Here is a 24,311-nt window from a genome sequence, read left to right on the forward strand (position 1 = left end):
CTCCTAGGACGTTTCTGTGGTCCCCAATCGACCGCACTTTGTGGGTGCGATCGCCGTCGGCTCGGTACGAGCGAGCATGGCCGTCTCCACGTCCTGGACGGCGGCCAAACATGACAAGCGTACTGCTATTCGCGGCAGGCGCAAAGCGCGCCGTCCCGTCGCATCTCCTTACCGACCAGTAACTTTCTTGCTGGTCACACAGCCTTTCGAGGGCGCCCGAGACCTCTTGCTGCACGATCGCTAAACTGCCGGGATAGTCATGAGTGCCAGCGCCAAGCCCCGGCTCGCTGGCCGGCAACCCTCCGAACAGGGTGGGGTGCTCCGGGTGAGGACACGGCCGACGGAAACATCGTCGGCAAGCCTGTAGTTGGGAGGAACGATGACGACGAGCTGTCGCGCAGGGTCCTGTCGCGCAGGGTTCTGTCACCCCGCGTACCACCGCCCCAGCCCTCCCAACCCCGCCGGAAGGATCCGATGAACGCCCCTCACCACCGAGCCGGCATCACGTCGAACACCGAGGCGGTGACGTCTTGACGGCGCGCACCGAACGGCGACGCGTGGAGCTGCCCCCGGCGGACGGACGCCTCGAACGGATCGACATCGGGGATCTCCCCCTCGAGAACGGCGGCACCCTCCCGAACGTCACCATCGCGGTCCAGCGATGGGGTGAGCTCTCCCCCGCCCGTGACAACGTCGTGCTCGTCGAGCACGCCCTCACCGGCGACTCCCATGTCACCGGTCCCGCCGGACCGGACCATCCGTCACCGGGCTGGTGGTCGGGCATGGTCGGCCCCGGCGCGCCCCTCGACACCGACCGCTGGTGCGTCGTCTCCACCAACGTCCTCGGCGGCTGCCGCGGCACCACCGGCCCGGGCAGCATCGCACCCGACGGCCGCGCCTGGGGCTCACGCTTCCCGCTCATCACCGTGCGCGACCAGGTGCAGGCCGAGGTCGCCCTGCTCGACGCCCTGGGCATCGAAATCCTCGCCGCCGTGACCGGTGGCTCGATGGGCGGCATGCGCACCCTCGAGTGGATCGTCGGGCAGCCCGAACGCGTCCGGGCCTCGCTGGTCCTCGCGACCGGCGCCCGCGCGACGGCCGACCAGATCGGCACGCAGACCACACAGATGATGGCGATCAAGGCCGACCCCGACTGGCAGGGTGGCGACTACTACGGCACCGGCCGGATCCCCGAGGCGGGACTGGCCATCGCCCGCCGCATCGCGCACCTCACCTACCGCACCGAGTTCGAACTCGACGCCCGCTTCGGGAACCAGGCCCAGGACGGGGAGGACCCGTGGGCCGGCGGCCGCTACGCGGTGCAGAGCTATCTCGAGCACCAGGCCCGCAAGCTCGTCGCACGGTTCGATCCCGGCACCTATGTGGTGCTCTCGGACGTGATGAACCGGCACGACATCGGGCGCGGACGCGGCGGTGTCGAAGCGGCCCTGAAGGCCACCCCGGTGCCGACGATCGTCGCCGGTGTGGATTCCGACCGGCTCTACCCGCTGCGGCTGCAGCAGGAGATCGCCGACCTGCTCCCGAACTCCGGGGATCTGCGGGTGCTCGTCTCCCGCGACGGGCACGACGGCTTCCTCACCGAGGCCGACGAGGTCGCCAAGCTCCTCGGCGAACTGACACAGCTCGCCGAGGACTCGCCGAACCGGTGACCCGCCCCGGCGGCTAGCCGGTTCCGAGCGGATCGATCGAGGCGGCGAGCGCCACCACCATCCCGCCGACGACGAGCAGTGCCGCGACGTCGAAGGTCTTGCTGCGTACCGCCAGGAGCCCGACGCTGTCCTCGTCGAGCACCCAGCGCAGCACGCCCGCCAGGATGGTGGCGCCGCCGAAGACGAAGGCGCCGCGTCGCCAGCGGTCCACGATCACCAGGAGCACCGCTGCCGCGATCACCACGGTGACCACGAGCAGCGGCAGGTTCAGCCGCGTGAATCGCAGGCTCCGAGCCATCCTGTCCCCCGGTTGCGTGTCGGTGGCCTAGCGTCCGGCGGCGAGCTGCTCGGCCCGCTCCACGACGTTGGCCAGCAGGAAGGCACGGGTCAGCGGGCCGACACCACCCGGATTCGGGGAGATGAAACCGGCGACCTCGCGCACGTCGTCGGCGACGTCGCCGCGCAGGCCCTCCTCGGTGCGCGAAACACCCACGTCCAGCACCGCCGCACCCGGCTTGACCATGTCGGCGGTGACGAGGCCGGGCACACCGGCGGCCGCCACGACGATGTCCGCCCGGCGCACCTCGGCGGCGAGGTCGCGGGTGCCGGTGTGACAGAGGGTGACGGTGGCGTTCTCGGTGCGGCGCGTGAGCAGCAGGCCGATCGGGCGGCCCACGGTGACACCGCGGCCGATCACCACGACGTGCGCACCGGCGATCTCCACGTCGTAACGACGCAGCAGGTGGATGATGCCGCGCGGGGTGCACGGCAGCGGCGCCTCCTTGCCGAGGACGAGGCGGCCCAGGTTGACCGGGTGCAGACCGTCGGCGTCCTTGCCCGGATCCATGCGCTCGAGGGCGGCGTTCTCGTCGAGATGCTTCGGCAGCGGGAGCTGGACGATGTAGCCGGTGCAGGCGGGATCGGCGTTGAGTTCGTCGATGGCCTCGAAGAGCTGTTCCTGCGTGATGTCGGCCGGCAGGTCCTTGCGGATCGAGGTGATGCCGACCTTCGCGCAGTCGTTGTGCTTCCCGCGCACGTAGGCCGCGGATCCCGGGTCGTCACCCACGAGAATCGTGCCGAGGCCGGGCGTGACGCCCTTCTCCTTCAGCGCTGCCACTCGGACCTTCAGGTCCTCGAAGAGTTCGTCGCGGGTTGCTTTGCCGTCCAGGATCGTCGCAGTCACGACCCTCATTCTTTCAGGTACCGCGCGGTCCGCGACGCGCGGTATCCGAATCCGGAACGATGGGGTCATGGCTGCGGCTCCCCGCGAACTGTGGACGATCGGTCACTGGACGTGCCCGGAGGGCCTGGTCCTCGACACCCTCTCGTCCGCGGACATCGGACTGGTCGTCGACGTGCGCAAGCTGCCCGGCTCGCGCCGCAGCCCGCAGTTCGACGCCGACGAGATGCCCGCCTGGCTCGACCGGGCCGGTATCGGCTACCTGCACGCGCCCGGGCTCGGGGGCCGGCGGCCGAAGCAGAAGGATGTCGCCCCCGCCCTCAACGCGGGCTGGCGGAACGCGAGTTTCAGGAACTACGCCGACTACACCCTCACCCCGGAGTTCGAGGAGGCCCTGGCACGGCTCACCGACCTGGCCACGGAGCAGCACGTGGCGATCCTGTGCGGGGAGCCGATGCCGTGGCGCTGCCACCGTCTCCTGATCGCGAACACCCTGACGGCGCGGGGCTGGCGGGTCGTGCACCTGATGAACGGCGCCGCGCCGCGCGAACACCGGCTGGGGCAGTGGGGCGCCGCCCCGCACGTGGACGAGGACGGGGTGGTGACCTATCCCGCCGCGCCGTGACCTGTGGTTCCTGAGCTCCGGCGGGTGTCGGGAGTGCGTACCCGGGTCAGCACCGATCGTGTGCGCAGGGTGAACCCGAGACTCTCGTAGAGACGGATCGCCGTCGTGTTCGTCGCGGCGGCGTGCAGGAAGGGGACCTCGCCGCGGTCGCGGATCACCGCGCCGACGGCCTTCACGAGCCGCGTACCGTAGCCGCGCCCGCGGAACGCGGGGTCGGTGCACACGGCGCTGATCTCCGTCCAGCCCGGCGGGTGCAGCCGCTCCCCCGCCATCGCGACGAGACGCCCGCCGACGCGGATGCCGAGATGGGTGCCCATCTCGATCGTCCGCGGCAGGTACGGGCCGGGCCGGGTGCGGGCGACGAGGTCGAGGATCTCCGGGACGTCGCCGGCACCGAGGACCTCGAGGTCCGGGTCGGATTCGACGGCCAGCCCGGTGCCGTCCAGCTGGACGAGACCGATCGAGCCGAGCACCTCCCAGCCCGCGGGCGGGACGAGACCCGGTCCGCGCACCACCGTCTCGGTGCCCGGGCCGACGAGCGCAGCGAGGGCGGCCCAGTCCGCGTCGTCCATCTCGGGTCGTCCATCTCGGCCGGATGCCCGATGTGCCCCGCCACCTGCGGGTGGTATCCGCCGATCCGGCCGCACCACCGCGCGAAGGGCACGGGGGCACCGAGCAGCGACAGGCGGATCGGATCGTCGAGGGGATGGACGTCCGCGTCGATCCGGACGTCGATCGTCGGTGAGGGATCCGTGGCGGTGCCGTAGGGCATCGTCTGGGAGATACCTTTCGCTGCTGTCGGAATGCTCCTGTTCCGCCGGCTCGGTGATCGAGACCGGCGAAGATTGCGGCAACCGGAGTGTTCTTCGAGAACAACGTCGGTTTCGACGAGCGCTGTTCAGGCCCCGAACGAGGTGTGCGACGCCGGACACGTGCACGGCTCTGGCAAGCTGGAGCGAGTGTTCAGAGTGATGTTCCACGAGCCCTGCATTCCGCCCAATACCGGCAACGCCATACGGATGGTCGCCGCGACGGGAGCGGAACTGCACCTGGTGGAACCGCTCGGATTCGACCTGTCCGAACCGAAGCTGCGCCGCGCGGGCCTGGACTACCACGATCTCGCGTCGGTGACCGTGCACCGTGATCTCGAGGCCGCGTGGGCGGCGCTGCAGCCGGAGCGGGTATTCGCGTTCACCGCCCACGGCACCACGAGCTACGCCACCGTCGAGTACCAGCCCGGAGACGTGCTGTTGTTCGGTCCGGAACCGACCGGGTTGTCGCCCGAGGTGCTCGCCGACCCTCACGTCACCATGCAGGTCCGTATCCCGATGCTGCCCGGCCGGCGGTCGCTGAACCTGTCCAATGCCGCCGCCGTCGCCTGCTACGAGGCGTGGCGGCAGCACGGATTCCCCGGCGCGATCTAGGCGCCGCTCTCCACCGGCCGGCCGGTGCGGGCCCAGAGGTCGGTGCCACCGGCGACCGACACGGCGTCGACGCCACGCGCGGCGAGGTACTGCGCGGCCTGCAGGCTGCGGCCACCCACCGCGCAGATCACGTAGACGGTTCCCTCGGTCGGGATCTCCTCGACCCGCGCGACGAACTCGCTGAGCGGGATGTTCGTGACGCCGGGCACCCGCGCCTGGACGTATTCGTCGCGTTCGCGGACGTCGATGACGGTCGCGCCCTCGGCGAGTCCGGTCTCGAGTGCGGCCAGGTCGACCTCACGCATCGTTGTCGGTCCTCTCGGTCTCTGATGTGCCGGCGCTGCCGGACGGACGTGTCCCGGCGGTGCCGGACGAGCGTCCCCGCCGTGTGATCAGCCGGACGATCAGGTAGACGACGCCCGCACACACGATCAGGAACGCCACCCACGGTATCGCGGCACCGATCCCTACGATCGCCGCCCCCAGAGCCGCCACCAGGCTGTTCCAGCCCGAGACCATCCCGTCCCAGAAGCTGTCCTCGTCGGAGCGCATCCGGTCGGTGGTGATGTCCACGGTGAGGGTGGACAGATCGATCCGGTCCGCCAGCTGGCGTCTCCGCGCTTCGAGGCTGTCGAGTTCGGCCTGGCGTTCGGCGAGCGCGGTCTCCGCGGCGATCAGGGCCTGGACGTCGGTGGAGGATTCGAGCAGTGCCCGCAGCCTGTCGACCGAGGCGCGCAACGCCCCGACCCGTGCCTCGATGTCGGTGTACTCCATGGTCACGTCGTCGCGGCTGGTGCTCAGGCTCGTGACGCGGCCGAGGGCGCCGATCCGGGCGACGACGTCGTCCAGCCGATCGGCGGGCACCCGCACGACGAGCACGCTGCTCACCTCGGGTCGTTCGGTGAGGGAGTCGACGCGGCCGTCCGCCTCCCGGACGATGTCCACGACCTCCCGGCCCGCGGCCACCGGATCGGAGGCGGTGAGCGCGAGGATGCCGGTGACGATCTCCTTGCGGTCGGTGTCCTCGGTGGGCGCGGATTCCCGCAGGGCCCCGTCGGAGACGCCGGGAGAGGAAGCGGACGAGCCGTCCCCGCCGTTGTCGTCACATCCCGCGGCGACGAGCGCGATCAGGGCGAGCAGTACGACGAGCAGGCGTCTCATGCGGTGATGCTAGCGAAAGTCGCGGGATCTACTCGGCATTCGCAGATCCAGATGCTCGAGATGGTCGGCGAGGAGGGTGACGACACCTTCTGCGTTCTGCAACCGGCCCCGCACGAGCAGCGCCGAGGCGGTGTGCGCGACGGCGCGGTAGCGCGCCCACAGCCCCACCGAGCACACCACGTTCACCATGCCGGTCTCGTCCTCGAGGTTGAGGAAAGTGACCCCGCCCGCGGTGGCGGGTCGCTGCCGGTGGGTCACCGCGCCGCCGACGAGGATCCGGGTCCCGTCCGGGACGCGGAGCAGTTCCGCCGCGGGGATCACGCCGAGTTCGTCGAGCCGGCGGCGCAGGAACTGCGTCGGGTAGCTGTCCGGGGAGATGCCGGTGGCCCAGACGTCGGCCGCGGCCAGTTCGAGCGCGCTCATCCCGGGCAGCGGCGGGGCCGGGACGGCCGTGCCGACGCCCGGCAACCGTCCGGGGCGTTGCGCGGCGGCGGGGCCGGCGGCCCACAGCGCTTCACGGCGGCCGGCGCCGAGACCGGAGAACGCACCCGCCGTCGCCAGCGCCTCGACCTGGGCGGTGGTGAGTTCGACGCGGGCGGTCAGATCGGTCATGGAGGTGTAGGGGCCGTGGGCGCGGCGTTCGGCGACGATCCGTTCGGCGAGGTCGGCGCCGATGTGCCGCACCGTTCCCAGGCCGAGCCGCACCTCCCGGCCGCCGTTCTCCAGGTCGGCGTGGGCACGGCTCGCGTTCACGTCGGGACCGTGGACGACGACCCCGTGGCGGCGGGCGTCGGCGACGAGCGATTGCGGCGAGTAGAAACCCATCGGCTGGGCGCGCAGCAGGCCGGCGCAGAAGGCGGCGGGGTGGTGCAGTTTGAACCAGGCCGAGTAGAACACCAGGGACGCGAAGCTCTGCGAATGACTTTCGGGGAAGCCGAAGTTCGCGAAGGCACGGAGTTTCTCGTAGATGCGGTCGGCGACCTCGCCGGTGATGTCGTGCAGATCCCGCATGCCCTGATAGAGGCGGCCGCGCAGTCGTCCCATCTTTTCCGGCGACCGTTTCGAGCCCATCGCGCGCCGCAACTGGTCGGCCTCCGCCGCGGTGAAACCGGCGGCGTCGACGGCCATCTGCATGAGCTGCTCCTGGAACAGCGGCACCCCGAGGGTGCGTTCGAGGGCCTTCTCCAAGCAGGGATGGTCGTAGACGACGGGTTCGAGACCATTGCGCCGCCGGATGTAGGGATGCACCGAACCGCCCTGGATGGGGCCGGGGCGGATGAGCGCCACCTCGATGACCAGATCGTAGAAGCAGCGGGGTTTCAGGCGGGGCAGGGTGGTCATCTGCGCTCGCGACTCCACCTGGAAGACCCCGACCGAATCGGCGCGGCACAGCATCTCGTAGACCGCTTCCTCGGTGAGGTCGAGTCGCGCGAGATCGACTCGGACGCCTTCGTGTTCGGCGACGAGGTCGATCATGTAGTGCAGCGCGGAGAGCATGCCGAGGCCGAGCAGGTCGAACTTCACCAGTCCCGCGGCGGCGCAGTCGTCCTTGTCCCACTGCAGGACGGTGCGGCCCTCCATGCGGGCCCATTCGACCGGGCACACGTCCGCGACCGGACGGTCGCAGATCACCATTCCGCCCGAATGGATTCCGAGATGCCGCGGCAGGCCCTCGATCTGCGCGGCGAGATCGAGGACGGCCTCGGGGATCCCGGTGTCGTCCTCGCCGCGGATCCCGCTCCACCGTCCGATCCGTTTGCTCCAGGCGTCCTGCTGACCCTGGGAATGACCGAGGGCTCGGGCCATGTCGCGGACAGCGGACCGCGCCCGGTAGGTGATCACGTTGGCGACCTGGGCGGCGTTGGTGCGACCGTATCTGCGGTAGACGTACTGGATCGCCTCCTCGCGTCGGTCGGATTCGATGTCGAGGTCGATGTCGGGCGGGCCGTCGCGTTCGGGTGAGAGGAACCGCTCGAACAACAGCTCGTTGCGGACGGGGTCGACGTTCGTGATGCCGATGGCATGACAGACCGCGGAGTTGGCGGCGGATCCCCTTCCCTGGCAGAGGATGTCGTTGCGTCTGCAGAACTCGACGATATCGTGGACGACGAGGAAGTAGCCCGGGAACCCGAGTTCGCCGATGACCGCGAGTTCGTGCTCGATCTGCCGGTAGGCCGCCGGATCGGCCTCGGGTGGCCCGTAGCGGCGACGCGCGCCCTCGTAGGTGAGTTCGCGCAGCCAGGTGAGTTCGGTGTGCCCGTCGGGCACGTCGAAGGGCGGCAGCTTCGGTGCGACGAGCCGCAGGTCGAAGGCGCACTCCCGGCCGAGTTCTACTGCTGCGGTGACGACTCCGGGGAAGTCGGCGAACAGCCGCGTCATCTCCTCACCCGACCTCAGGTGCCCTCCCCCGGTCGGTGGGAGACGCCCGGCGGCGGCGTCGAGGCTCTGCCGGTCGGAGATCGCCGCCATCGCCATCGCGAGTCGGCGTCGTCCCGGATGCGCGAAATGCGCGGCGGTGGTGGCGATACACGGAAGCCCGTGCCGCTCGGCGATTCCGAACAGGGCGGTGTTGCGTTCGTGATCGTCGGGGTGGCCGTGCCGGGTGAGTTCGACGGTCACCCGGCCGGCGCCGAAGCGGTCGACGAGATCGCGCAGGGCCGCTTCGGCGGCGGTGATCCCGCCGCGGTCGAGCGCCTGTCGTAGGTGTCCGCGGCGGCAGCCGGTGAGGATCTGCCAGTGTCCACCGGCCGCGTCGGTGAGCGCGTCGTAGTCGTAGCGGGGTCTGCCCTTCTCACCGCCGGCGAGGTGGGCGTCGGCGATCTGCCGCGACAACCGGCGGTAGCCCTCCTGCCCGCGGGCGAGGACCAGCAGATGGGCCTCGTCGAGGGACAGTTCCGCTCCGAAGACGGTGCCGAGACCGAGTTCCCGTGCGGCCTCGGCGAATCGCACCGCGCCGTAGAGGCCGTCGTGGTCGGTGATCGCCACCGCCTCGAGTCCGAGACGCACCGCTTCCTCGACGAGTTCCTCGGGGGTGGAGGCGCCGTCGAGGAAGCTGAACGCCGAGTGGGTGTGCAGGTCGGCGTAGGGCACGACGGGTCCGTCGGGCCGGGAGACGCGGGGTTCGTAGGCGGCGCGGGTGCGCGTCCAGGCGGGGCTGTCGCCACCGTCGCCGGGATGGTCGGCGTCGCGGCGGGCGGGACGGCCCGAGAGCACGCGTTCCATCTCCGACCAGGTCGGCGGACCGTTTCCCCATCCCATGCGACACCTCCGGCAGCCCGACCAGTATCGCACACATGTTCGAATCCGGTGGTCGCTCGTTCCGCGGACACAAGCACGGTGTCAACCGGTTGTACGTGTCCGGGGCCGCGCGAGGACGCGGGTTCGGTCAGTAACCGACGCTCGGATCGACCCGCGCGAGCAGTTCCTCCCCCTTCAGGAAGCGGCGCACGTTCTCCTCGAGGGTGGGCGCGAAGTTCGCCGTCAGGTGGGTGCGGGTGTTGGCGATGTGCGGGGTGATCACCGCGTTCTCGAGCTCCCACAACGGATGCCCGGCGGGCAGGGGCTCGGGATCGGTGACGTCGAGCACCGCACCGGCGATCGCACCCGTCTTCAGGGCGTCGACCAAGGCGTCGGTGTCGACGAGGTTGCCGCGCGCGACGTTCACCAGCCACGCCGTCTCCGGCATCTCCGTCAGCACCGCGGCGTCGACGAGCCGGTCGGTCGCGGCGGTCGCGGGAGCGGCGATCACGAAGTGGTCGGCAGTCGACCACACCTCGGCGGCCCGTTCGGCCGGCAGGGTCACCTTCGCGCCGTCGACGGGCCGCCCCGACCGGTTGACCGCGACGACCTCGGCGCCGAGCGCGTGCAGACGCGGGATCATGGCGCGGCCGATGCCGCCGCAGCCGACGATCGCCACAGTGGAGCCGTGCAGGGTCCGGACACGGGGGTCCAGGCGGTCCTTGGTCCACTCCCGGGCGGTCACCGAGGCGTGGAACTGGCGTAGCCCCACGAGCAGCGCGCCGACGGCGTACTCGGCGACGTTGTCGGCATACACCCCGGACGCGTTCGCCCACATCCGGCGGTCGTCGATCAGACCCGCACGGAAGAACGGTTCGATACCGGCGAAGGTGAGCTGCACCCATCGCACCCGGTCGGGCAGTTCGGGGAAGTCCTCGGCCCCACCCGTCCAGACGAGGGCGTCGGCGTCGTCGAGAGCGGAGAGCGTGCCGCCCCCGGCGACGACGGCGGCGGCGAGATGGTCGTCGTGCTCGGGCCCGATGTGGATGCGCATGCCGCGACCCTAACGGCAGGACGATCGCGGCGGGATGTCGAGATCGGCGGAGCGGCTCCGTCCCAGGAGCGAACACGGCCACAATGGGCCGTACCGCACGGAGGAGAAGACCATGGCCAAGTACCTGCTGCTCAAGCACTACCGAGGCGCCCCGGCCGCGGTGAACGACGTACCCATGGATCAGTGGGAGCCGGACGAGGTCTCGGCCCACATCCGGTACATGCAGGATTTCGCCGCCCGTCTCGAGAGCACCGGCGAGTTCGTCGACGCACAGGCGCTCTCCCCGGAGGGCACCTTCGTCCGCTACGACGGCGAGGGGCGTCCCCCGGTCACCGACGGACCGTTCCCGGAGACGAAGGATCTCATCGCCGGGTGGATGGTGATCGACGTCGACAGCTACGACCGGGCGTTGGGACTGGCCGCGGAACTGTCGGCCGCGCCGGGAGCGGGCGGGAAGCCGATCCACGAATGGCTCGAGGTGCGCCCGTTCATGTCCGAGCCGCCGACCGTCACGGAGTGACGTCATGGACACCGTCACGGAGTGAGATTTGGACGAGTCGCTGCTGCGCACGCTCGTCCCCGATGTGATCGGCATCCTCGTCCGTCGCGGAGCGGATTTCGCGTCGGCCGAGGATGCCGTGCAGGACGCGCTCGTCGAAGCCCTGCGGGTGTGGCCGGAGGATCCGCCGCGCGACCCGAAGGGCTGGCTGGTCGCGGTGGCGTGGCGCAGGTTCCTCGATGCGGTGCGCGCCGACGCGTCCCGCAGGCGCCGGGAGGTCCTCGTCGAGGCGGAGCCCCGGCCCGGACCGGGCGCACCGGTGGACGACACGCTCGCGTTGTATTTCCTGTGCGCCCACCCTTCGCTCACTCCGGCGTCGGCGGTGGCGCTGACCCTGCGGGCCGTCGGCGGGCTGACCACCCGGCAGATCGCACAGGCCTATCTCGTTCCGGAAGCGACGATGGCCCAGCGCATCAGCCGGGCCAAGCGCACGATCTCGGAGGTCCGGCTGGACCGGCCGGGGGATGTCGCGACGGTACTGCGGGTGCTCTATCTCGTGTTCAACGAGGGTTGTTCGGGTGACGTCGACCTGGCGACCGAGGCCATCCGGCTCACGCGTCGGCTGGCAGCGGTGATCGACCATCCCGAGGTGTCGGGTCTGCTCGCGCTCATGCTGCTCCACCATGCCCGCCGTCCGGCACGGACCGGGCCGGACGGCGGTCTCGTCCCGCTCGCCGAACAGGACCGCGGCCTGTGGGACACGGACATGATCGCGGAGGGCGTGGCGGTCCTGCAGGCGGCGCTCGCCCGCGACCGGCTCGGGGAGTTCCAGGCGCAGGCGGCCGTCGCCGCCCTGCACGCCGACGCACGCACTGTGGAGGAGACCGACTGGGCGCAGATCGTCGAGTGGTACGACGAGCTGCTGCGCTTCACGGACAATCCGGTGGCCCGCCTCAACCGTGCCGTCGCGGTCGGGGAGGCCGAGGGACCGCACGCCGGTCTCGCGGCGCTGGCGGAGCTCGATCCCGGCCTGCCCCGCTACACGGCGGCCGCGGCGTACCTCCACGAACGTGCCGGCGACCCGGAGAGGGCGGCGCAGCTGTACGCGGAGGCGGCACGGTTGGCGACGAGCCTTCCCGAGCGGGATCATCTGGTGCGCTGTGCCGCGCGGTTGCGCAACTCTTCCTGAGCGCCGGTTCGGGGTTCTCCCCCATCGGAAGATCCGGTTCCGCACCGGATGTGCCGACGACGCGGGATCACGAGGATCGTCACCGTGAGAGTTCTCGTGCGCCTGCTCGCCGTCCCCCTCGTCCTCTTCGCGGCCTTCGTGGCCGTCATCGGCGGGCTGGCCGTCCACGCCTGGACGACCCGGGCGGTGGACACGACCGGCCGCGTCGCGTTCGACACTCCCCTGCGCATCCCGCCCGTGGAGACCGGTACCGTCGATGCCGACGGCACACGCGTGTTCGACCTGACGATGCAGCGCGGCACGAGCGATCTCGGGCACGGCCCCGGCACCCGGACGTGGGGTGTGAACGGCGATCATCTCGGGCCGACCCTGCGCGCCGAGCGCGGCGAGAAGGTGCGCGTGAACGTCACGAACGCACTCGGTGAGACGAGCAGCATGCACTGGCACGGCATGCGCCTGCCCGCCGCCATGGACGGTGGTCCGCACCAGCCGATCGAACCGGATACGACCTGGTCGCCGTACTGGACCGTCGACCAGCCCGCCGCGACCCTCTGGTACCACCCGCATCTGCACGGCTCCACCGCCGCCCATGTGTACCGGGGCGTGGCGGGCATGTTCCTGGTCGACGAACCCGGTGCGCCGCCTCTCCCGCACGACTACGGCGTCGACGACGTCCCCGTGATCGTGCAGGACAAGCGGTTCGACGGCGATCAGTTCGCGGAGGACGACGCGATGTTCTCCGATGTCGGGCTCCTCGGCGACGAGATCCTCGTCAACGGCACGCCGCGGCCGTTCCTCGAGGTCGGTACCGAGGCAGTGCGGCTGCGGGTTCTCAACGCGTCGAACGCACGGGTCTACGACTTCTCCTTCGACACCGGGATGCCCTTCCTGCTCGTCGGCAGCGACGGAGGCCTGCTCGAGCAGCCGCGGCCGATCCGCAGCATCCAGCTGTCGCCGGGTGAGCGCGCCGAGATCGTCGTCCGGCCGGAACCGGGCTCGCGGCACGTGCTGCGCAGTACCCCACCGGACCTGCGGAGCGATTTCTGGCAGGACCGTTTCTCCGGCGGCGACGACCGGATCGACGTCCTCGAACTGCGTGTCGCGGCCGACCTCGCGCCGTCACCCGCGATCCCGGAGCAGCTGACGACCCTGCCCGAGCTCGGGGACCCGACCGGGACCCGGGAGGTGGAGCTGACCTCCTCGTCGACGATCGACGGGCGGGAGATGGACATGAGCCGGATCGACCAGGTGGTGGTCGCGGGATCCACCGAACTGTGGGAGGTGCGCAACGCGAGCGGCACGATCCACAACTTCCACATCCACGACACACAGTTCGAGATCGTCGACGTCACGGGGATGCACCCCGATCATCCTTCCCTCGCCGGCCGCAAGGACACCGTCTTCCTGCCTCCCGGCGCGACGGCACGGCTGCTCGTGCCGTTCGGCCGGCACCCCGACCCGCAGATGCCGTACATGTACCACTGCCATCTGCTGAAGCACGAGGACAACGGGATGATGGGCCAGTTCGTGGTGGTCGGCGCCGAGCACATCGACGAGGTGACGGGCACGGTCGGCACCGATCACCACGCCCACTCCGGAGGGTGAACACGGTCACGCATCCCGGTGGTGGGAATGGATCGTGACCGGAGTAGGTTGAGGGGTGTGGATCGGCGCGTCGCGTACGCCCCGGAGCCAATGAGAAACCGCCTTCGTGGAATACCGTCCGGCTGGAGCCACGTTGCGCCACGTGCCGTGAGGCATCCGGCGCGTCGGTCCACCCTTTCTTCCGCACCTCCCTGTGTTGCTGACGCGGCTGTGCTGTCGAGCACGCTGACGCGGCTGTGCTGTCGAGCACGCTGAAGCGGTCCTGTCTCCGCAAGTACAGTTGCCGATCGTCACATCGTCAGCGGAAATCGGGAGTGTGCAGTGAATCGCTGGGCCCAGTTCGTCGTCGCCAGGAGCCGATGGGTCCTCGCATTCGTGTTGCTCGTGGTGCTCGTCGCCGGCGCATGGGGCGTGGGTGTGTTCGGCAAGTTGTCCGGGACCGGCTACTACGATCCGGACAGCGAGGCCGTGAAGGTCGAGCAGATCATCTACGACACCTTCGGTTCACAGGCCGCGGACATCATCGCGCTCTACACCGCCCCCGAGGGCCGCACCGTCGACGACATCCGTCCCGACGTCGAACGGACCCTCGACGAGTTCCTCGAACAGGTCCCGGCCGAGTCGATCCAGACCTACTGGACCGCCCCACCACCGATGAACCAGCTGCTGCTGTCGACGGACCAGCGCAGTGTCGCCGCGTCCATCACCCTCGGTGCGAACTCGGGGCTGACGAACGCGACCTTCCCCGCCGCCCTCGACCTGCTCGAGGTGCCCGGGGTGGAGTCGCAGTTCGCGGGCAACACCGTCGTGGCCGTCGAGTTCACCGACACCCTCGAGCACGATCTGGTCCGGTCCGAGCTCATCGCCGTCCCGATCACGCTGGTGCTGCTCGTGTTCATCTTCGGTGGGGTGATCGCCGCGGCCGTGCCGGTGTTCGTGGGTGTGCTGGCGATCTTCTCCTCCCTCGCGACGCTGCGGTTGCTGTCGAACTTCACCGAGGTGTCCTCGTACGCCCTCAACATCACGTCGCTGATCGGCCTGGGCTTGGCCATCGACTACGGGTTGTTCATCGTCGGCCGTTTCCGTGAGGAACTCGCGGCGGGCAAGGACGTCCCCACCGCGGTCGGACGCACGATGGCGACGGCCGGCCACACCGTCATGTTCTCCGCGGCCCTGCTGATCTGCGCGTTCGCCGGCATGCTCGTCTTCCCGCAGGCGGTCCTGCGGTCGCTCGGTCTCGGCGCGATGGCCGCTGTGCTCGGTGCCGCCGTGCTGTCGCTGACCGCGGTGCCGGCCGTGCTGACGATGCTCGGTCACCGGATCAACGCCTGGACCTGGGACCGGGAGGCGTCCACCCGCAGCGAGGCGCGCGCCCGGCGGTTCTGGGGCGGCGTGGTCCGCAAGGTCGTGCGCCGGCCCGCCCTCATCGCCGTCGTCATCACCGCTGGTCTGCTCGTCGTCGCCTCCCCGGTGTTGAAGGCCGGTTTCGGCGAGATCGAGTACACCGCGCTGCCCGAGGACAGTGCGGCCCGTGCCGCCACCCAGACCCTGCTCGACGAGTTCCCGAGTACCGGCAACGGTGCGACGCTCGTGCTGCAGGGTGAGGGCGGGCAGGCTCCCGGCAGCGATGCGGTGCGCACGGTGTCCAGCGCGGTCGCCAAGGTCGACGGCATCTCGCAGACGGTGATCGTGGGACAGGAAGGCGACGTCGTCGTCCTCCAGGCCCTCTACGGCCAGGGCGTGGACGGCACCGAGCGGGCCACCGAGATCACCCACGAACTGCGGGCCCTTCCCGCACCCGACGGCACCGATCTGCTGGTCGGCGGCGGCCGGGCCCTCGTCGACGACTCGAACCGGGCCGTCTCCGAGGCCCTGCCCTGGATGATCGCGGTCATGGTGGTCTCGACGTTGGTGCTGCTGTTCCTGGCGTTCGGGTCCGTGGCGCTGCCGATCAAGGCGGTGCTCATGGCCGGGCTGAGCCTGGCCGCGACCTTCGGTGTGCTGACCTGGGTGTTCCAGCTGGGGCACGGGGCGTCGCTGCTGCATGTGGTGCCGTCCGCGATGGAACCGACCTTCGTCGTGCTGATCCTCGCCGTGGTGTTCGGTCTGTCGACCGACTACGAGGTCTTCCTCATGTCGCGGATGATGGAGGCCCGTGCGGCCGGGGCGACGACGGTGGAAGCCGTCGAGTACGGCATCTCCCGCACGGGGCGCATCGTGACGGCCGCGGCCCTGCTGCTGATCGTGGTGACGGGCGCGTTCACCGTCTCCGGCCTGTCGATCATGCGGTTCCTCGGGGTGGGCATGATCGTCGCGCTGATCGTCGACGCGACGATCGTGCGCATGCTGCTCGTGCCGTCGCTGGTCAAGCTCATGGGTGAGGCCAACTGGTGGGCTCCGGCGTGGATGAAGAAGGTGCACGCGAAGGTCGGGCTCGGGCACTGACCCGTCGTGGCTCCCGCCGCGGTGGGAGCTACAGCGGGGTGACGGTCGTGGCGATCACCGGGCGCACCGGCTTGGGGTCGGCACCGCAGCTCGCGGGTCGCGCGGGCAGCTCCGAGGTCTCCACCCCGACCCGCCACGTGCGGCCGTCCCGGTGGCGCACCACGGGTCCGTCCTCGACGGTGAGCGCGTCGAGGACGTGCTCCCCGATCGCCTCACGCACCGCGAGTTCCGCGACCTGCCCGACCGCGTTCCACGTGCTGCGTCCCCGCAACCCGGCGGGATGCACCCGGCCCTCGCGCGCCGCCCGGACCGCGGCGAGACTGTCGGCCGCGTCGAGCCGGCCGTAGGTGTAGCCGGTGGGCAGCAGGATCATCGACGGCGCGAACCGGTGCCCGCCGGTGTGCGAGCACTCCCAGACGTCCTGGCCGAGCTCCTCGGCGAGCGCCGCGGCGACGGGCCGGCCGAGGACGGCGCAGCAGCGGTCGCGCTTGCCGTGGGCACACACCAGCGCGACCGGATCGGTCTGCGCGGCGCCGATGCCGGGCGCCGGACCGGCCACCACGCGGGGGACGATCCCGCGCAGTTCCGCGGGGTCGGTGATCTCGAGCCGTTCGCACCAGGTGGAACCCGGCTCGGTGCGGGCGAGCAGGACCGTCCGCGTCGGGCGCACCACGTCGCGTCCCGGGCGGCGGATGAACAGGATCCGCACGTCCGCGGCCTTCGCGAGAGCGGACAGTTCGCCGACCAGGTCGGCGCCGAGGGCGGTGCCGTCGAGCACGTCGCGTCCCCATCCGGACGGCATCTCGAGGCAGACGTAACCGGGGGCCGTCGCGGCGGTGCCGGCCAGCGGTTCGTCGCGGGCGGACAGGACGGAACAGGTCGGAGCGCTCACACGGCCATTGTCGCCCGCCCGGTCATCCGCGGGACGAGCGCCCTCGCACCGACCGCAGCGCCGCGGCACCCCACAGCCGCAGGAAACCCTGCGACAGGTAGGCGAGGCTGCCGAGCGCCAGCGCCCACTTGGTGACGCTGACCGTGGACGCGGTCCGCACGATCCGGTCGTCGATGCGGGTGCGGTGGTCGAGCAGGTACAGGCCGACGACGTTCTCGACGTAGTCACCGGCGGCCGCGACGGCCGGGGCGGCCAGCAGCAACCGGCGGGTCCGCGGCCGTAGCGGACGGTGCTCGTGGAGGGCGCGGGCCCCGGCGCGCAGCGCGATCGCGAAGGTCAGCGGGTGCACCATGTCCCAGTAGTAGTGCTCCCGGTACCGTTCGAGTTCCTCCGGACCGAGATTGTCGAGGATCTTCCGGTACTTCTCCGCTGAGAAGGTGGTCTGGATCGTGCCGACCGTCGTCGCGGTGGACCCGAGTACGTGGGCGATGTTCGCCTGGGACACGGCGTAGAGAGCACTCGCAGCGACGAGGCGGAGGTCCGCTCGGGTGATGGCCATGCTCCGATGCTAGGTCGAAGGTGCCCCGGACGAGACGGCTCCGTGGGGCGGCGAGTCGGGCATTTCCCGCCTTTTCGTGCGACCCGCCCCGCGACCTCCACACCGCCGGGCAGGGTGGGGTGCAGGAGTCGGGACGATCGGAAGGGGTCCGGTGCGGATCACGGGTGCAGTGCTGGAGGAGATCGGGCGGCCACGCCCGTACAGGCGGTCCACGCCGCTCGGGGTGGGCACGCTGGATCTGGAGCCGCCGGGCCCGGGCGAGGTGCTCGTCGAGATCGAATGCGCCGGGGTGTGCCACTCCGATCTGTCCGTCGTCGACGGCAACCGGGTACGTCCGGTGCCCATGCTGCTCGGGCACGAGGCGGCCGGGCGCATCGTCGAACTGGGCGACGGGGTCGCAGGACCGACGGTCGGGCAGCGGGTCGTCACGACCTTCCTGCCGCGCTGCGGGGACTGCGAGGGCTGCGCGAGCGACGGCATCCGGCCCTGCCTCCCGGGATCGGCGGCGAACGCCGCGGGGACACTGCTGGCGGGTGGCCGGCGTCTGCACCGCGCCGGCAGCGAGGTGCACCACCATCTCGGGGTGTCGGCCTTCGCCACGCACGCCGTCCTCGACGCCCGCTCCCTCGTACCGGTCGAGGACGACGTCCCGGCCGAGGTGGCCGCGCTCATGGGCTGCGCGGTGCTCACCGGTGGTGGTGCGGTGGTCAACGCGGCCCGTCCCGCCGCCGGGGAGACACTCGCCGTGGTCGGGCTCGGCGGGGTGGGCATGGCCGCGGTGCTCGTGGCCCTCGCCCACGAGGACGTCACCGTGGTCGCGGTGGACACCTCCCGGGACAAGCGGGACACGGCCCGGTCGCTGGGCGCGACGCACGTGTTCTCCCCCGACGAGGCCCTCGCGCAGGGCATCCGGGCGAGGGCCGTGGTGGAGGCGGCCGGCAGCGTGCCCGCGTTGGACACGGCGGTCGCGCTCACCGGGCCGGGCGGCACGACGGTGACGGTGGGCCTGCCCTCCCCCGACGCCCGGCTGGAGATCTCCCCCGCCGCGCTCGTCGGTGAGGGCCGGTCGCTGGTGGGCAGTTATCTCGGGTCCGCGGTGCCGGCCCGGGACATCCCCCGGTTCGTCGACATGTGGCGGCAGGGACGGCTCCCGGTGGAACGGCTCGTCACCGATCACCTGCCGCTGGCGAGGATCAACGAGGGCATGGACGCCCTCGCCGAAGGCACCGCGCTGCGCCAGATCGTCACCATGCGGTGAGACGACCTCAGAGGTCGTAGTCCACCACGACGGGGGCGTGATCGCTGATCCGCCGGTCGGGGGCCGGATCCCGGTCGGTGCCCGCGGAGATCGCCGTGCGGGCCAGTCCCGGTGTGGCGAGGTGGTAGTCGATGCGCCAGCCCGAATCGGAGGCGAACGATTCGCCCAGCCACGACCACCACGAATAGGGTCCGTCGACCTCGGGGTGCAGGGAGCGGACCACGTCGACGAGGGTGCGCGGCGACAACAGCGAGTCGAACCAGGCCCGTTCCTCGGGGAGGAACCCCTCGGCCTGGCCGCGCCGCCGCCAGTTGCGCACGTCGTAGCGGGTGTGGGCGACGTTGAAATCCCCCATGATCAGGAACTCCCGACCCCGGGCGCGGGCGGCGAGGCGGGTGCGGGTCAGCTGCCGCGCGAAGGCGGACAGGAACCGCATCTTGCGTTCGTAGCGGCGGCCCCCGTCCGGTTCCTCCCGCATCCGGCCGGGCTTCTGCAGGTGGGCCGGGAGCCCGCCCTTGGGCAGGTAGAGCGACGCGACGGTGATCGGCGCCTCGGCAAGGTCCACCTCGATGTAGCGGCCCTCGCGGGCGAATTCGGAGAGCCCGCGCGCGAGCGGCCCCCGGTCGAGCTCGACGAGGTCGAGGTGGTCATCGCCGGGCAGGCGCAGCAGGGCGGTGCCGCTCCAGGTGCGGACGGCCACCGGTTCGTGGAGTGTCAGGATCCCCACGCCGTTGCGGCCGGGGAGGAGGCCCTCCTCGTAGGCGAGGTGGTACTTGCCGAACACGCCCTCGGGGATGGCGGCGGCGGGGGCGCGGACCTCCTGCAGGGCCACGACGTCGGGGGTGCGCTCGCGCAACCAGTCCTCGAAGCCGCGTCGCCGGGCCGCGCGGATTCCGTTGATGTTGAAGGTCGCGATCCGCACGAGCGACCAGTCTAGGGAACGGTGCGGTCGGTGAGGAACGGCAGCACCGCCGCCTCGAAGTCGCGGGCACGGTCGCGGTGGATGCTGTGCCCGCATCCGATCTCCCGCACCGTCGCGGCCGGGATCTCCTCGACGGCCGCGGCCAGCAGACGCGGATCGACCATGCTGCCACGTCGCACTCCGCGCAGCAGCAGGGTGGGCGAGTCGAGCTGCGGAAGGTGTTGCCACCAGAGCGGATTCGGGGTGTGGAACTGGGTGACGACCGAGTCGGTCATGGACCGGTCGAAGGCCGTGACCGCCCGCGGGTTGAGCACCATGCTGGTCGCGGCGTACCACAGTTCGGCCGGGGTGGGGCGGTGCGCGGGGACCTGCGGCACGGGATCACCCTCGCGCAGCGGCAGCGGCGCCTCCTCGAGGACGAGACGCCGCACGAGCCCCGGGTTGCGTTGCGCGACAAGCGAACCCACATGTCCACCGAGCGAGTGCCCGACGATGTCCACGGCGTCGACCCCGAGGTGCAGGCACAGCCCGGCGACGTCGGCGGCGAACTCGTCGAACCGGTACGACGCTGCGCGGGCACTGCGTCCGTGCCCGCGCAGGTCGACCGTGACGACGCGGCGGCCGGCCCGGACCAGGCCGCGGGCGAACCGGGTCCAGGTGCGCCCGTCCCCGCCGAGGCCGTGCACCAGGACCACCGGCACGGGATCGGTCCGGCCGGGTGCCGCGAACTCGCGGTACGCGAGGGCGACACCGTTCGGCGCGGCGGTGAGGACGGGAGCTCTCATGACAGTCGAGCCTAATCAGTCGCCGGACTCGGCCGACCGTCGAACCCGGTCAGTCGTAGATCCCTTCCACCCGCCAGCCGTCGGCGCCGAAGAGCACCAGCAGGGCCCGCGCTTCCCCGAGCCGCACCTGCAGGCGGGCAGCGCACCGGGCCGAGGCCGGATCCCACCAGCACTCGTCCACCGGCCACGGTCCCGCCCATCCGGTCACCGTCCAACCACGACTTCCCCATCGCAGCCGAGCGGGTGACCCGCTGAGCAGTCCGCGCTCGGTCACCGTCACCGGCTCTCCCACGTCGTCGTCCAGCCGGATCGCGGGGGGTGTGTGCAGCACCAGCGCGGGGGCCGGGGGCGGCAGCCGGCCCGGCCAGGGAGCGTCGGGGTCGGAGTGCGGGACCGCTTCGTCGCCCACCGGCACGAGGACGATGCGTTCGCTCGGGCCCCGGCCGCCGTTCGGCACCCCGATGCACACCGCCTCGTTGCCGAGCAGGCCCTGGACGCGGACCAGCGCCCGCCGGGCCCGCTCGTCGGCGTCGCCGACCCCACCCCACAGGCCCAGCTGCAGCGCTCCGGCGGCGACGACCTCCACCGGTTCCAGGCTCAGCCGGATGATGCCCGCGGTGGGCCGGTTCGCGTTGCGGCCGGTGAGCCAGCCGTCGAGCTGCCAGCGCACCCGGTCGGCGGTGCCCTCCGGGGTGAGCGGTTCGGCGCAGCGCCAGGTGCGCGCGTGTTCCTCACCCGCCTCGGTGCGGGCGGTCACGAGCAGCCGCGTGCACGCCACCCCGGCGGCGGCGAGCCGGGCGTGCAGCAGATCGGCGAGAGTACGGCCGGCGAACGCCGCGGCATCCACCCGCTCCACGGGCGGATCGCAGGGCAGCTCGACCCGCAGCTCCGGAGGGATCGACCGTCGCGAGGGGGGCCGTTCGGGCAGCGCCCGCGCGCTGCGGTGCGCGGCGATCACGTCGGGACCGAACCGCGACGCGACGTCGGAGGCGGACAGCGCCGCGAACGCACCGATCGTGCGGATCCCGAGACGCCGCAACAGGTCCACCGTCCCGACGCGTTCGGGCGCCGCCAGCACCGGTTCCACCGCGAGGTCGGAGACCGGCAGCGGCGCGAGGAATCCCGCGCCCTCCCCCACCGGGACCAGGGCGTCGTGCCGTGCGGCGAGGACCGCGGTGGACAGTTCGTCGGCGACACCGATGCGGCACTCCACGCCGGTCGCGGCGACGGCGTCGATCAGGGTCTCGGCCGCGGTCTCCTCGGAGCCGAACCAGCGGACGACCCCGCGGGCCGGGAGGACCACCAGCCCCGGGCGCAGGATCTCCACGCCGGGGGCCAGAGCCTCGATCGCCGCGACGACGGGTTCGAATGCGCGTGCGTCGCGGTCGGGATCGGCTCGGGTCACGTGCAGTTCCGGGCAGCGCGCCTGGGCCTCCCGACGGCGCAGGCCCCGTCGCACACCGAGGGTGCGGGCCGTGGCGGAGCAGGCGAGGACGCGGTCGGCCGAGAACACCGCGATCGGGACGGTCACGTCGAGTCCGGCCTCGGTGGCCGCGGCCACCGCCGGCCAGTCGGGGCACCACAGGGCGAGGACGCGCGCCGGGGTGCGGGCATTCACCGGGCCGCCGTCCGGACCCGGTCGGTGCCCGTGCGGGTGCGGCCCTCCGCGGCCGGCGTCCAGGTCACCGCGTCACGGTCGGCGCACACCTCGACACGCACGGACCGCGGCGGGAAGGCCCGGCCGTGTGCCCGTACCGCCAGGCGTGTGCCGCACAGCCGGCCGCGCCCGGGGCCGTCGACACCGTGGTAGCCGCCGATCCTCGCCTCCAAACGGGTGTGGGCGCCCTCCCACCGCCCGTCGGTGACCACGAGGACGGCGCGCCGGCTGCGCACCCGGGCGGCGACCGCGCGGGCCCGCGAGGACGGGACGGAGGTGCCGCCGAGACCGAGGACCACGAGATCGATGCCGTCGAGCAGGACCGCGGCGATCTCGACGGGATCCGGTCCCGGATCGGGGATCACCACCAGCCGCTGCAGCCGGGCGCCCATCTCCGCGGCGGCGAGCAGCCCCAGCCGGCGCAGACCGATCACGGCGGCGTAGCCCCCGGCGGCGGTCGCGGCGGCGAGCATGCCGAGCAGGAGTGAGGTCGCGCCGGAGACGGACACGACGGTGCCGCGCACGAGACCGCCGTGCGGCAGCAGTTCCGCCAGCGGTTCCGGGACGGGGAGGAGGCGGTCGGCGCCGGTCTCCGCGTCACCCCGCGCGTCGGGGACGGTCTCGCTGCGCGCCGGGATCGCGGTGATCCGTCGTCGCAGCGCCTCGATGCGTTCCTCACGGGACGTCCCGGCCGCCGCGCGGTCCGTCCCGTCGTCGTCGCCGACCGGTAGTTCGGTCACCTCTCCCACACTCACCCCTGTCATCCGCCTGCCGTGCACACGACCAGCCGACCACGGGGAAGTCGTGGTCCAGCCCGAACCGTTATTCGAACATACTTTCGACCCGTTCAGTAGACCCCGGTCCCCCGTCCGGCGTCAAGCGGAACACCACGATGCAGGTCACACGGCGGGAAGGCAGGTCGGTCGTCCGCGATCGACTACGCTCGGCCGTGTGGCGGAGCAGGATTGGGCCGGACGGGCCGTAGGGCCGGATCACTTGGTGGCCGGTCGATATCGGCTCGACTCCAAACTCGGAGGTGGCGGCATGGGTGCCGTCTGGCTCGCGCGCGACACACGCCTGGGCCGGGAGGTCGCCGTCAAGCAGGTGATCTCCACCGCCGACCTCGATCCCGACGAGGCCGAGGACATCCGGCGCCGCGCGCTCCGCGAGGGCCGCGCCGCCGCCCAGCTCACCCACGAGCACGCCATCTCGATGTACGACGTGGCCCTGCACTACGGCGAGCCGTGGCTCGTCATGGAGCACCTGCCCTCGCGCAGCCTCGCCAAGGTGATGAACGACGTCGACACCTTCACGCCGTACGTGGTCGCGCAGATCGGAGCGAACGTCGCCGACGCGCTCACCGCCGCGCACGCCGCCGGGATCGTCCACCGCGACATCAAGCCCGGCAACATCCTCGTCGCCGAACGCGGCCGCAACGCCGGCATCGTGAAGATCAGCGACTTCGGCATCGCCCGCGCGAAGGGCGACAACGACCCCGACGGCGTGATCATCGGAACGCCCGCCTATTTCGCCCCCGAGGTCGCGCGCGGAAACGACCCGACCGAGGCCAGCGACGTGTTCTCCCTCGGTGCGACGCTCTACACCGCGGTCGAGGGGCAACCGCCCTTCGGGTTCGAGACCGACTCGATCGCGTTGCTGCACCGCGTCGCCCGCGCAGAGATCATCGTGCCGACGCACACCGGCCCGCTCACCGAGCCGCTGCTGGAGATGCTCCAGCCCGACCCGGCCCGGCGCCCGACGATGGAACAGGCCCGCGACCTGCTCGCCCGGGTGGTGCTCGGGCCGAGCGGCACGGCGGAGATGCTGCGGGGCCGTCCCATCCAGAACGAGGACGGGACCGTCCCGTCGTGGGCACTGCGCTCGGCCCAGATCACCGAGACCCCGCGCCCGCGCGGATCCTTCGTCGACCGGCCTCTGCCCGCCGCCGGGACGGGCAAGCGCCCGAAGGGCTTCGCTCCGTCGGAGCTGATCGACCGGCTCGTGCCGAAGGGGCCGGTGCCGGACACCACTCAGGACCGGATCGTGGCATACGCGCCGCTCGCGATGGCGGCGATGGTCGCGGTGGTACTGGTGGCGTTCCTCGTCGCCGTGGTGATCGCGCTGTTCGTGGCCTGATCCGTCCCCCGCA

At 71.5% G+C, this 24,311-nt stretch carries 21 protein-coding genes, 1 pseudogene and 1 riboswitch; of the genes and pseudogenes, 9 read left to right on the forward strand and 13 right to left on the reverse strand.

Annotated elements, in window-relative coordinates:
- Window positions 1-255 precede the first annotated feature (255 nt).
- Window positions 256-368: riboswitch (SAM riboswitch) on the forward strand.
- Between the two features lie 162 nt (window positions 369-530).
- Window positions 531-1,670, forward strand: coding sequence for a homoserine O-acetyltransferase MetX (metX, locus tag OED52_RS14795; RefSeq protein WP_264151617.1), 1,140 nt, complete (start codon window positions 531-533; stop codon window positions 1,668-1,670).
- A 13-nt stretch (window positions 1,671-1,683) separates the two neighbouring features.
- Here the strand turns inward: metX and OED52_RS14800 are convergent, their stop codons facing one another.
- Window positions 1,684-1,968, reverse strand: a complete 285-nt coding sequence (locus OED52_RS14800; protein ID WP_264151618.1) for a DUF3017 domain-containing protein — start codon at window positions 1,966-1,968, stop codon at window positions 1,684-1,686.
- Between the two features lie 27 nt (window positions 1,969-1,995).
- Window positions 1,996-2,853, reverse strand: a complete 858-nt coding sequence (locus OED52_RS14805; protein ID WP_264151619.1) for a bifunctional methylenetetrahydrofolate dehydrogenase/methenyltetrahydrofolate cyclohydrolase — start codon at window positions 2,851-2,853, stop codon at window positions 1,996-1,998.
- 67 nt (window positions 2,854-2,920) lie between these two features.
- Here OED52_RS14805 and OED52_RS14810 point away from each other — a divergent pair, with 67 nt between their 5' ends.
- Complete coding sequence (locus OED52_RS14810) at window positions 2,921-3,475, forward strand: DUF488 domain-containing protein (RefSeq protein ID WP_264151620.1); 555 nt, start codon at window positions 2,921-2,923, stop codon at window positions 3,473-3,475.
- On the opposite strand, the pseudogene OED52_RS14815 reads toward OED52_RS14810, so the two are convergent.
- Window positions 3,457-4,247 (reverse strand): annotated as a pseudogene (locus OED52_RS14815) (GNAT family N-acetyltransferase). The gene OED52_RS14810 and the pseudogene OED52_RS14815 overlap by 19 nt on opposite strands.
- Before the next feature lie 187 nt (window positions 4,248-4,434).
- Here OED52_RS14815 and OED52_RS14820 point away from each other — a divergent pair.
- On the forward strand, window positions 4,435-4,899 hold the full coding sequence (locus OED52_RS14820; RefSeq protein WP_264151621.1) for a tRNA (cytidine(34)-2'-O)-methyltransferase: 465 nt from the start codon (window positions 4,435-4,437) through the stop codon (window positions 4,897-4,899).
- Here OED52_RS14820 and OED52_RS14825 read toward each other — a convergent pair.
- The 4 genes from OED52_RS14825 to OED52_RS14840 all read right to left on the reverse strand — a co-directional run bounded on the left by OED52_RS14825 (window position 4,896) and on the right by OED52_RS14840 (window position 10,351).
- A complete protein-coding gene (locus OED52_RS14825; RefSeq protein ID WP_264151622.1) occupies window positions 4,896-5,204 on the reverse strand; it encodes a rhodanese-like domain-containing protein in 309 nt (102 codons plus the stop codon). The two genes, OED52_RS14820 and OED52_RS14825, sit on opposite strands and share 4 nt — an antisense overlap.
- Window positions 5,197-6,060 (reverse strand): DUF4349 domain-containing protein, encoded by an 864-nt coding sequence (locus tag OED52_RS14830; protein ID WP_264151623.1) that lies wholly within the window; start codon window positions 6,058-6,060, stop codon window positions 5,197-5,199. The genes OED52_RS14825 and OED52_RS14830 overlap by 8 nt, the downstream gene beginning before the upstream one ends.
- 9 nt (window positions 6,061-6,069) lie before the next feature.
- Entirely contained in the window at window positions 6,070-9,318 is a 3,249-nt protein-coding gene (locus tag OED52_RS14835; RefSeq protein WP_264151624.1) for an error-prone DNA polymerase, read from the reverse strand.
- A gap of 127 nt (window positions 9,319-9,445) precedes the next feature.
- Window positions 9,446-10,351, reverse strand: a complete 906-nt coding sequence (locus OED52_RS14840; protein ID WP_264151625.1) for a D-isomer specific 2-hydroxyacid dehydrogenase family protein — start codon at window positions 10,349-10,351, stop codon at window positions 9,446-9,448.
- A gap of 112 nt (window positions 10,352-10,463) precedes the next feature.
- On the opposite strand from OED52_RS14840, the gene OED52_RS14845 reads away from it, so the two are divergent.
- The 4 genes from OED52_RS14845 (at window position 10,464) to OED52_RS14860 (ending at window position 16,089) form a co-directional block, all read left to right on the forward strand.
- Window positions 10,464-10,871, forward strand: coding sequence for a YciI family protein (locus OED52_RS14845; RefSeq protein WP_264151626.1), 408 nt, complete (start codon window positions 10,464-10,466; stop codon window positions 10,869-10,871).
- 28 nt (window positions 10,872-10,899) lie between these two features.
- Window positions 10,900-12,039, forward strand: coding sequence for an RNA polymerase sigma factor (locus tag OED52_RS14850; protein WP_264151627.1), 1,140 nt, complete (start codon window positions 10,900-10,902; stop codon window positions 12,037-12,039).
- Between the two features lie 48 nt (window positions 12,040-12,087).
- Window positions 12,088-13,644, forward strand: a complete 1,557-nt coding sequence (locus OED52_RS14855) for a multicopper oxidase family protein (RefSeq protein ID WP_264151628.1) — start codon at window positions 12,088-12,090, stop codon at window positions 13,642-13,644.
- A gap of 321 nt (window positions 13,645-13,965) precedes the next feature.
- Window positions 13,966-16,089, forward strand: coding sequence for an MMPL family transporter (locus OED52_RS14860; RefSeq protein ID WP_264151629.1), 2,124 nt, complete (start codon window positions 13,966-13,968; stop codon window positions 16,087-16,089).
- A gap of 28 nt (window positions 16,090-16,117) precedes the next feature.
- Here OED52_RS14860 and OED52_RS14865 read toward each other — a convergent pair whose 3' ends face one another.
- Window positions 16,118-16,981 (reverse strand): sucrase ferredoxin, encoded by an 864-nt coding sequence (locus OED52_RS14865; RefSeq protein WP_264151630.1) that lies wholly within the window; start codon window positions 16,979-16,981, stop codon window positions 16,118-16,120.
- A 22-nt stretch (window positions 16,982-17,003) separates the two neighbouring features.
- Complete coding sequence (locus OED52_RS14870) at window positions 17,004-17,540, reverse strand: hypothetical protein (RefSeq protein ID WP_264151631.1); 537 nt, start codon at window positions 17,538-17,540, stop codon at window positions 17,004-17,006.
- Between the two features lie 151 nt (window positions 17,541-17,691).
- Here OED52_RS14870 and OED52_RS14875 point away from each other — a divergent pair, with 151 nt between their 5' ends.
- A complete protein-coding gene (locus tag OED52_RS14875; protein WP_264151632.1) occupies window positions 17,692-18,798 on the forward strand; it encodes an alcohol dehydrogenase catalytic domain-containing protein in 1,107 nt (368 codons plus the stop codon).
- 7 nt (window positions 18,799-18,805) lie between these two features.
- Here the strand turns inward: OED52_RS14875 and OED52_RS14880 are convergent, their stop codons facing one another.
- The 4 genes from OED52_RS14880 to OED52_RS14895 are packed head-to-tail and all read right to left on the reverse strand — an operon-like array spanning window position 18,806 to window position 22,911.
- Window positions 18,806-19,720, reverse strand: coding sequence for an exodeoxyribonuclease III (locus OED52_RS14880; protein WP_264151633.1), 915 nt, complete (start codon window positions 19,718-19,720; stop codon window positions 18,806-18,808).
- A gap of 11 nt (window positions 19,721-19,731) precedes the next feature.
- Window positions 19,732-20,505 (reverse strand): alpha/beta fold hydrolase, encoded by a 774-nt coding sequence (locus tag OED52_RS14885; RefSeq protein ID WP_264151634.1) that lies wholly within the window; start codon window positions 20,503-20,505, stop codon window positions 19,732-19,734.
- 49 nt (window positions 20,506-20,554) lie between these two features.
- Entirely contained in the window at window positions 20,555-22,123 is a 1,569-nt protein-coding gene (locus tag OED52_RS14890) for a DNA polymerase Y family protein (RefSeq protein WP_264151635.1), read from the reverse strand.
- A complete protein-coding gene (locus OED52_RS14895) occupies window positions 22,120-22,911 on the reverse strand; it encodes a hypothetical protein (RefSeq protein ID WP_264154719.1) in 792 nt (263 codons plus the stop codon). Before OED52_RS14895 ends, OED52_RS14890 begins: the two co-directional genes overlap by 4 nt.
- A gap of 202 nt (window positions 22,912-23,113) precedes the next feature.
- Between OED52_RS14895 and OED52_RS14900 the strand changes: the two genes are divergently transcribed.
- Complete coding sequence (locus OED52_RS14900) at window positions 23,114-24,298, forward strand: serine/threonine-protein kinase (protein WP_413247669.1); 1,185 nt, start codon at window positions 23,114-23,116, stop codon at window positions 24,296-24,298.
- Window positions 24,299-24,311: the final 13 nt, after the last annotated feature.

Origin of the sequence: Rhodococcus sp. Z13, assembly GCF_025837095.1 — a bacterium.
GTDB lineage: Bacteria > Actinomycetota > Actinomycetes > Mycobacteriales > Mycobacteriaceae > Rhodococcus > Rhodococcus sacchari.

Bases quoted from the DNA above. Each gene is read 5' to 3' on its own strand.
- OED52_RS14800 (WP_264151618.1), bottom strand. From the start codon at position 1,968: ATGGCTCGGAGCCTGCGATTCACGCGGCTGAACCTGCCGCTGCTCGTG.
- OED52_RS14810 (WP_264151620.1), top strand. From the start codon at position 2,921: ATGGCTGCGGCTCCCCGCGAACTGTGGACGATCGGTCACTGGACGTGC.
- OED52_RS14825 (WP_264151622.1), bottom strand. From the start codon at position 5,204: ATGCGTGAGGTCGACCTGGCCGCACTCGAGACCGGACTCGCCGAGGGC.
- OED52_RS14830 (WP_264151623.1), bottom strand. From the start codon at position 6,060: ATGAGACGCCTGCTCGTCGTACTGCTCGCCCTGATCGCGCTCGTCGCC.
- OED52_RS14835 (WP_264151624.1), bottom strand. From the start codon at position 9,318: ATGGGATGGGGAAACGGTCCGCCGACCTGGTCGGAGATGGAACGCGTG.
- OED52_RS14840 (WP_264151625.1), bottom strand. From the start codon at position 10,351: ATGCGCATCCACATCGGGCCCGAGCACGACGACCATCTCGCCGCCGCC.
- OED52_RS14845 (WP_264151626.1), top strand. From the start codon at position 10,464: ATGGCCAAGTACCTGCTGCTCAAGCACTACCGAGGCGCCCCGGCCGCG.
- OED52_RS14855 (WP_264151628.1), top strand. From the start codon at position 12,088: ATGTGCCGACGACGCGGGATCACGAGGATCGTCACCGTGAGAGTTCTC.
- OED52_RS14870 (WP_264151631.1), bottom strand. From the start codon at position 17,540: ATGGCCATCACCCGAGCGGACCTCCGCCTCGTCGCTGCGAGTGCTCTC.
- OED52_RS14885 (WP_264151634.1), bottom strand. From the start codon at position 20,505: ATGAGAGCTCCCGTCCTCACCGCCGCGCCGAACGGTGTCGCCCTCGCG.